This is a genomic window from Candidatus Dormiibacterota bacterium (assembly GCA_035532835.1).
GTDB lineage: Bacteria > Vulcanimicrobiota > Vulcanimicrobiia > Vulcanimicrobiales > Vulcanimicrobiaceae > DAHUXY01.
The window spans coordinates 57,170-64,716 of sequence record DATKQG010000052.1; the positions used below are offsets into that span (position 1 = coordinate 57,170).

8 protein-coding genes are annotated in these 7,547 nt (G+C 62.6%); 4 read left to right on the forward strand and 4 right to left on the reverse strand.

Annotated elements, in window-relative coordinates; genetic code table 11:
* Positions 1 to 9: 9 nt before the first annotated feature.
* From VMW12_06805 to VMW12_06820, 4 genes are all read left to right on the forward strand, one after another.
* Positions 10 to 1,284, forward strand: coding sequence for an SUMF1/EgtB/PvdO family nonheme iron enzyme (locus tag VMW12_06805; protein HUZ49433.1), 1,275 nt, complete (start codon positions 10 to 12; stop codon positions 1,282 to 1,284).
* A 10-nt stretch (positions 1,285 to 1,294) separates the two neighbouring features.
* Positions 1,295 to 2,464 (forward strand): ABC transporter substrate-binding protein, encoded by a 1,170-nt coding sequence (locus VMW12_06810; protein HUZ49434.1) that lies wholly within the window; start codon positions 1,295 to 1,297, stop codon positions 2,462 to 2,464.
* A 73-nt stretch (positions 2,465 to 2,537) separates the two neighbouring features.
* Positions 2,538 to 3,995, forward strand: coding sequence for an NADP-dependent isocitrate dehydrogenase (locus VMW12_06815; GenBank protein HUZ49435.1), 1,458 nt, complete (start codon positions 2,538 to 2,540; stop codon positions 3,993 to 3,995).
* A gap of 13 nt (positions 3,996 to 4,008) precedes the next feature.
* Positions 4,009 to 4,917 (forward strand): cobalamin-binding protein, encoded by a 909-nt coding sequence (locus tag VMW12_06820; GenBank protein HUZ49436.1) that lies wholly within the window; start codon positions 4,009 to 4,011, stop codon positions 4,915 to 4,917.
* 12 nt (positions 4,918 to 4,929) lie between these two features.
* Here VMW12_06820 and VMW12_06825 read toward each other — a convergent pair whose 3' ends face one another.
* The 4 genes from VMW12_06825 to VMW12_06840 form a co-directional block, all read right to left on the reverse strand.
* On the reverse strand, positions 4,930 to 5,550 hold the full coding sequence (locus VMW12_06825) for a histidine phosphatase family protein (GenBank protein ID HUZ49437.1): 621 nt from the start codon (positions 5,548 to 5,550) through the stop codon (positions 4,930 to 4,932).
* Complete coding sequence (locus VMW12_06830) at positions 5,547 to 6,122, reverse strand: ferritin-like domain-containing protein (GenBank protein HUZ49438.1); 576 nt, start codon at positions 6,120 to 6,122, stop codon at positions 5,547 to 5,549. Before VMW12_06830 ends, VMW12_06825 begins: the two co-directional genes overlap by 4 nt.
* Positions 6,123 to 6,162: 40 nt before the next feature.
* Complete coding sequence (locus tag VMW12_06835; GenBank protein ID HUZ49439.1) at positions 6,163 to 6,792, reverse strand: histidine phosphatase family protein; 630 nt, start codon at positions 6,790 to 6,792, stop codon at positions 6,163 to 6,165.
* 1 nt (position 6,793) lies between these two features.
* Positions 6,794 to 7,547, reverse strand: a 754-nt coding sequence (locus VMW12_06840) for an ACT domain-containing protein (protein ID HUZ49440.1), incomplete at its 5' end; no start/stop codon positions are given.

A 7,547-nucleotide genomic window follows, 5' to 3' on the forward strand; every position in this document is an offset into this window, starting at 1 on the left:
AACGCATCCATGAGCGTCCTAACGCCCCGCGCCACCGATCGCGAGTCGCTGCTGGCTTGGTATGCGGAGAACCGCCGGCGATCCGCAGAGATCTTCAGCTTGGTCGATCCCGAGGCGTATTTCGAACGGCCCATTCCGTTGCGCCATCCGTTCGCGTTCTACGAGGGTCATCTGCCGGCGTTCAGCTTTCTCGTTCTCTGCGAGCGCGGCTTAGGCGAGCCGGCGCTGGATACCGTCCTCGAGCGATTGTTCGAGCGCGGCATCGATCCGGGCTCGCTCGAGGAGGCCCGCCGGCAAACGCGCGCCGACTGGCCCGAGCCGGAAACGCTGCGAGCGTTTGCGCGAGCCTGCGATGCGCGCGTCGAAGCGGCGATCGCCGGCGCGCGACTCGACGACCCGAGCGTGCCGCGTTTGGCTCGCGCGCAGGCGCTGTACACGGCGCTCGAACACGAACCGATGCATCACGAAACGCTCCTCTATATCGTGCACCAGTTGGAATACTCGCGCAAAGCGTTCGTCGCACAGCAGCATATCGACTCGGCTCCGCCGGGCAACGCGTTCTTGCCGATCGACGCGGGCGATGCAACGTTGGGCGCCGACCCGCACGGCGTGCCGTTCGGATGGGATAACGAATTCGGACGGGAGCGCGTCGGCGTTCCGGCCTTCAGCATGCAACAGTATCCGGTAACGAACGCGGATTGGATGGCGTTCGTCGCGAACGGCGGCCCGGTGCCGCCGTTTTGGAGTAAGCGAAACGATCGCTGGTATCTGCGCGCCGCGTTCGAGGAGTTGCCGTTGCCGCAGTCCTGGCCGGTGTACGTTACGCATCGGCAGGCAACCGCATACGCCCGCTGGCGCGGCCTGCGCCTCCCGACCGAAGCCGAATTTCATCGTGCCGCCTTTGGCGCCCCCGACGGGAGCGAGCGTCCGTTCCCGTGGGGCGATGCGCTGCCGGAACCGGTACATGGAAACTTCGATTTTCAACGCTACGATCCCGAACCCGTCGACGCGCACCCGGCGGGCGCGAGCGCCTGGGGCATTCAGGACCTGGTCGGCAACGGTTGGGAGTGGACGTCAACGCCGTTCGCCCCCTTTTCGGGCTTCGAACCGATGGCGTCGTATCCCGAATACTCGGCGGATTTCTTCGACGGGCGCCACTTCGTTTTAAAGGGGGCTTCCCCCGTAACTTCTCGCCGGTTGATTCGCCGCTCGCTGCGCAACTGGTTTTACGACGATTACCCATACATGTATGCGACCTTTCGCTGCGTGTCGCCATCCCGATAGGAGTCTTCGCGTGATAAGAGCCTGCCTGGTATTTCTCGCAGCTACGCTGTGCGTGCTTTCGGTTGCGGGATGCAGCAAGAGCGGTTCGCAGGGTGCCGTGGCGAACGATCGGTTGACGATCGCGCTCCCGATCAATCCGACGCAACTCAACCCGATCCTCGAGCAAAATGCGGTCGAAAGCGGGGTCGACGGGTTGATGTTCGACGAACTCGTCACGCTCGATTCGCACGGGCACGACGTTCCCGATCTGGCTACGGTCGTTCCAACCCTTCGCAACGGCGGGATCAGCAAGAACGGCCAGGCCGAGTTACGCACGCACGAAGTTGACCTGGCTTGGGAGATCAGCGGAACCTCGTACAACGACCTGCGCGATGCGCCCGGCGTGGTGCGGCAGCTCGCGAACTCACCCAACTACACGGCGATCTATTTCAACGTCCAGCGCGCTCCGCTCAACGACGTCCTCGTGCGGCGCGCCATAGCGATGGCGACCGATCGCGCCGCGATCGTTCGCGACGACACCTACGGCACGGGGACGGTCGCGATTGCCGATCTCAGCCCGTTTTCGTGGGCATACGATCCATCGCTCAAACCGATTCCCTACGATCTTGCAGCCGCCCGAGCCTTGCTCGATCGAGCCGGCTGGCGCGTCGGCGCAAACGGTCTGCGCGCGAAAGACGGACGCAAGCTCGCCCTGCAACTCGCCTACGGTCAGGGAAGCCAACTCGCTCAAAACGTGGCGGTGCAGATGCAGCAGATGTTACGCGCGGTAGGCATCGACGTGCAGCTCAAGAGTTACGACTACCAGATTCTCTATGCGGCGGCGCAGGACGGCGGCATCCTCAACGGCGGAAAATTCGATATGACGCTGTATTCATGGGTTAGCGGGTCCGATCCCGATAACTCCTCTGACTGGCTCTGCGGCCAGATTCCCCCGGCGGGAAATAACGTGACGCGTTACTGTTCCCCGGAGATGGATCGCGATCAAGCGACGGCTCTTTCCACTTTTACGAGGTCGAAGCGGAAGGCCGCGTACGCCAAAATCGAGCGTTTGCTCCTGCGCGACGTACCTGCGGTCTTTCTCTACTATCAGCCGCTGCGCTACGCCCACATTGCCGGCCTGCGACATTTCTCGCCGAACGGCATCAGCGAAAGCTGGAATGCCGCGGAATGGCGGCGATAGCGGCGGGGGAGACGCGATTTTCGCCTAACCTCCATAGGCCACATTCGGGCGAGTCATGCAGAGGAGAGATTGTTTGACGACCACCGCAAGCGCGAAAAAGGTGCCGATTACCGTTGCTCACGGCGACGGCATCGGCCCCGAGATCATGGACGCCACACTGCGTATCATTACTGCCGCCGGAGCTCGACTCGACGTCGAGACCATCGAGATCGGCGAATCGGTGTACAACCGAGGTTTAAGCAACGGGATCGAGCCGAGTTCGTGGGAATCGCTGCGCCGGACCAAAGTGTTTCTCAAGGCGCCGATTACCACGCCGCAAGGCGGCGGCTTCAAGAGCCTTAACGTTACCGTGCGCAAAACGCTGGGCATGTATGCGAACGTCCGCCCGTGTTCGTCGCTGCATCCGTACGTGGCGACCAAACATCCGAACATGGACATCGTGATCGTGCGCGAGAACGAGGAAGACGTGTACGGCGGGATCGAGCATCGGCAGACCAACCAAGTCGCGCAGTGTTTGAAGCTCATCTCGCGCCCGGGCAGCAAACGCATCATTCGTTATGCGTTCGAATACGCACGCGCGAACAAACGCCGTAAGGTTACGTGCTTTACCAAAGACAACATCATGAAGATTACCGACGGGCTCTTCCACCGTACGTTTGAAGAGATTGCGCTGCAGTATCCGGAGATCGAGCACGAGCATTGGATCGTCGATATCGGTGCGGCGAAACTCGCGGATACGCCCGAGGTGTTCGATGTAATCGTGATGCCGAATCTCTACGGGGACGTCCTCTCGGACGTCGCCGCGCAGATCACGGGTTCGGTGGGCCTGGCCGGCTCGGCAAATATCGGCGACCACTGTTCGATGTTCGAGGCGATTCATGGGTCGGCGCCGCGTCGCGCCGGGCAGAATTTGGCCAACCCATCGGGACTCTTACATGGCGCGATCCTGATGCTGGTGCACATCGGTCAGGGCGACGTCGCTGAGAGAGTTCACAACGCTTGGCTGAAAACGATCGAAGACGGCATTCACACCTACGACATTTACACGGACGGCATTTCACGCGAGCGCGTCGGCACCAAGGAATTCGGCGATGCCGTTATCGCGCGATTGGGGCAGAAGCCCGCGCATCTCAAACCGGTCGAATATGCGGCCGAACTGCAGATGGATCTCTCGATTCGCCCAGCCGGCACGCCGCCGATCAAGGAGCGCGTCGGCGTCGACGTGTTCATCGACCAGCGCGACGGAAATCCCGACGAGATCGGCGAGCGCATGTCGAAACTCAACATCCCCGGCACGAAGCTGACGGTGATCAGTAACCGCGGCACCAAGGTATGGCCGAACGGCAATCCCGATACGTTTTGGAGCGATCATTGGTCGTGCCGTTTCGAAGCAGATGGGGCTCGCTTTACCGCGCAGCACATGGCCGACATCATCGCTGCTGCGGAACGCGTCGGATTCGACGTAATCAAAACCGAAGGACTGTTCACCTTCAACGGACAGCCCGGCTTCTCGCTCGCACAAGGGCAGTAGCGGCCTTCGTTTCTTGCAAGAACTCGAGAGCCGGACGGCGCAATCGGCAGCGATGCGGATCGTCAGCCTGCTCCCGAGTTCCACCGAGATCCTTTTCGGCATCGGCGCCGGGCCACAGGTTATCGGCGTCACCCACGAATGTGATTTCCCGGCGGCGTGCCTTGGGCTCCCGCATCTCACTAGTTCCGCGCTTCCTGCGACGGCTTCACCCGGCGATATCGACCGGCACGTCCGAGCGAGCCTTCACGCCGGCTCGAGCCTCTATCACCTCGACGCCGAGCTCCTCGAGCGGTTGCAACCGGATCTTATCGTTACGCAAGAACTCTGCGAGGTCTGCGCGGTCTCATATGCGATCGTCGATCGTGCGGCGCGCCGCTTGACGCCCGACTCGCGCATCGTATCGCTCGAGCCATCTTCGCTCGAAGATGTGTTTGCCAATATACTCTATCTCGGGAGTTTGACGGCATGCGGTCCGCAGGCCGGCGCGATGGTGACGTCGCTTCGCGAACGCGTCGATGCGCTTCGTTCGCGCTCGAACGATGTGCGCGTTCGACCGCGCGTCCTGGTACTCGAATGGACGGACCCGCCGATGAGCGGCGGTCACTGGACGCCCGGGCTAGTAGCGCTGGCCGGCGCGGAACCCGTACTCGGGAATCCGGGCGCGAATTCCGTGACGTTGAGCTGGGAAAGCATTGCCGCCGCCGACCCCGATGCGATCGTCGTCGCGCCTTGCGGTTTCAATCTCGCAGCAACCCGGCAGGCTGTCGCCGTGCTGGATAGCAATCCAATCTGGAGGGCGTTACGCGCCTACCGTGAGGGTCGCGTTCATTTGATGGACGGCAATGCCTATCTCAATCGTCCCGGCCCGCGACTGGTGGATACGGCTGAGATCATGTTCTCCATGCTCCACCCATCGGCGTGAACGCCCGTAGTATCAACGGGCGAGATCGCTAAGATGCCGAACGTCGTTGAGGGCGATCAGCCGCGAACGCTCGCCTTCCAAGGCGATCCGCGTTACTCCGACGGGTGAGAAATTGAGGCTGAGCGCGTCCCCCTGACGGTCTTCCAGCGCGCTCCCCAATGCCGCCAGAACCGCGTGCAAAACCCCCGCGTGGGTTACTACCAAGGCGCGCTCGTGCCGTCGGCTGCGAAGGTCGTTGATGAACGACGCCGCGCGGGCCGTGACGTCGTCGAACGATTCGCCGCCCTGGGGGCGATAGAGCTTGGCGGCGGTGCTCCCGTGCTCGCGCAGCTCCGGCCAGCGCGCGGTGATCTCGTCCCACGTGAGGCCTTCCCACTCGCCGAAGTCGAATTCACGCAGGCGCGCGTCGGGAACCGTTGCCAGCTCCCGCGTTCCTAACGCGATGCGTGCCGTTTCCATGGCCCGGTCCAGATCGCTCGCGTATGCGGCATCGAAGGATTCACCGTCGAGCGCAGCGGCAAGGGCTCGCGCTTGTGCGCGGCCCTCTTCGCTGAGTTCAATATTCGTATGCCCTTGAAAGCGTTTTCCGGCGTTCCAGCGCGTGATCGCGTGGCGGACGAAGACGATCTCTATTTCTTGGCGCCTTTCCCGTTTTTCGAGCCGCCGGGAAGAATCTGCTCGATGAGATCGAGCATGTCGTTGGCATGCTCTTCTTCAACCGCCAGAATCTCTTCGATCATGCGACGCGACGTGATATCCTTGTCGCCTAGGAAACGAATGATTTCGTTGTACGACGAGATCGCGATGCGTTCGGCAACTAAGTTTTCTTGGATCATATCGACCAGATCGTGGCCCGCGATGTACTCCGAATGGCTGCGTGCCGTCAGCGTCGCCGGGTTCAAATCCGGGTCGCCGCCAAGCTGCGTGATGCGCTCCGCAATGCGATCGGCGTGGCCCTGCTCTTCGCTCGCATGCTGTAAGAACTCGGCGGCCACCGCATCCTTATTGAGCCCCTTCGCCGAGTAAAAGTGGCGCTTGTAGCGCAAGACGCAGACGATCTCGGTCGCGAGCGCCTGGTTGAGGACGTCGATCACGACCTTCGGATCGAGCTCGTACGTTGCGGTGATCGCGCCGCGTTCCATATGCTCCCGGGCGCGCGCTCGCAGCGTTTTGACGTCGGTCAGAAACGGTTCGGATTTGGGCATAACGTTGCTCTCTTCTTTCCTGTAGTGTAAGCGGCGCCAATTATAACGCCTGTTGGGCCACGTCGACGACTAAATCCTTGAGGTGTCCCACGGAACACTCTTCCCGCAATTGCAGGCCGTCACCACCGGCCCACAGCGTCGCAAAGCCGCCGTTGATCACGCGCGGTTCCCATAAATGTGCAAGCGAACGCCCCGTAGCCTCAAGAATGGCGATGCGTACCAAAACATCGTGGGTAACGACCACCACATTAGTCTTCCCGTCCAACGAGCGAATAAACGTCTGCCAGCGTTCCCGGACATCCGCTAAGCGCTCGCCGCCGCGAAACTGCACCTGCTCCGGCCGTTCGCGCCAGGCTTGGAGCAGTTCCGGGTCGTCGGCCTCGATCTCCGAGCGCAAGCGTCCCTCCCAGTCGCCGTGATCGATTTCGAGCAACAGCGCATCGGTCTCCACCGTAAAGCCGCGTCGCGCGGCCAGCGGCTCTGCGGTCTGAACGCAACGCGCGAGCGGGCTCGAGACGATTCGCGCGAGCGCGCTGCCGTCGAATGCGTGGGCGAGCGCATGCGCTTGCGAACGTCCGATCGAGGTCAGCATCGATTCGCGCTGACCCTGATAACGGCCGGCGCGATTCCATTCGGTTTCGCCGTGGCGGGCGACGTAGACGAAACCCACGCTAGAGCCGCGCGACCCGAACTGCGGTGATGCCTTCGACGCTCGCGATCGCATCGACGACGGAGCGCGGGATATCGCGATCGACTTCGAGCAGCATCATCGCCTCGCCGCCGCGCGTCGTGCGCGCCACCTGCATCGTCGAGATGTTCACGTGCGCATCGCCGAGGATCGTCCCGATACGGCCGACCATGCCCGGTACGTCACGATGTCGCGTGACGATCATCGCACCGGCGGCAACCGCGTCGAGTTCGAAGCCGTCGATTTCGACGATCCGCGCGCCGGTCGTCATCAGCGTGCCGACGATGCGGTGCTGGCCCGCGGCCAGCGTCACCGAAGAGCGGAATGGGGGACGCGCGGGCGCGGTCGATACGACCGTTCGCACTCCGAGTTCGCGCGCGACCGCGAGCGCGTTCACCATCGATATGCGGCGATCGCTCACGAACGGGAGCGCGCCGGCCAGGACGGCGGCGACGAACGGCTCCGCGGCGACTTCCTCTAGATCGCCCTGCAGCACGATCGCAAGTTCGTTGCGCAGCGCCTCGTCGAAGAGTTGCGGCAACAGCGAGCCCATGCGAAAGGCGAGATCGACGTAGCCGGCTTGCTCGGCATCGCTTCCGACTAGGCTCGGCGCGTTGACGGCTCCGCTGGCGGGGCGTCCGCCCAGCACGCGCACGACGTCGTGAGCAAGCTCGAGCGCAATGCGTTCCAATGCTTCGAACGTCGAGCCGCCCAGATGCGGGGTCGCGATCACGCTC

What these genes read in the sequence shown, in the direction of transcription:
- VMW12_06805 (HUZ49433.1), top strand. Translation starts at nt 10, where the DNA reads ATGAGCGTCCTAACGCCCCGCGCCACCGATCGCGAGTCGCTGCTGGCT.
- VMW12_06830 (HUZ49438.1), bottom strand. Translation starts at nt 6,122, where the DNA reads ATGCCCAAATCCGAACCGTTTCTGACCGACGTCAAAACGCTGCGAGCG.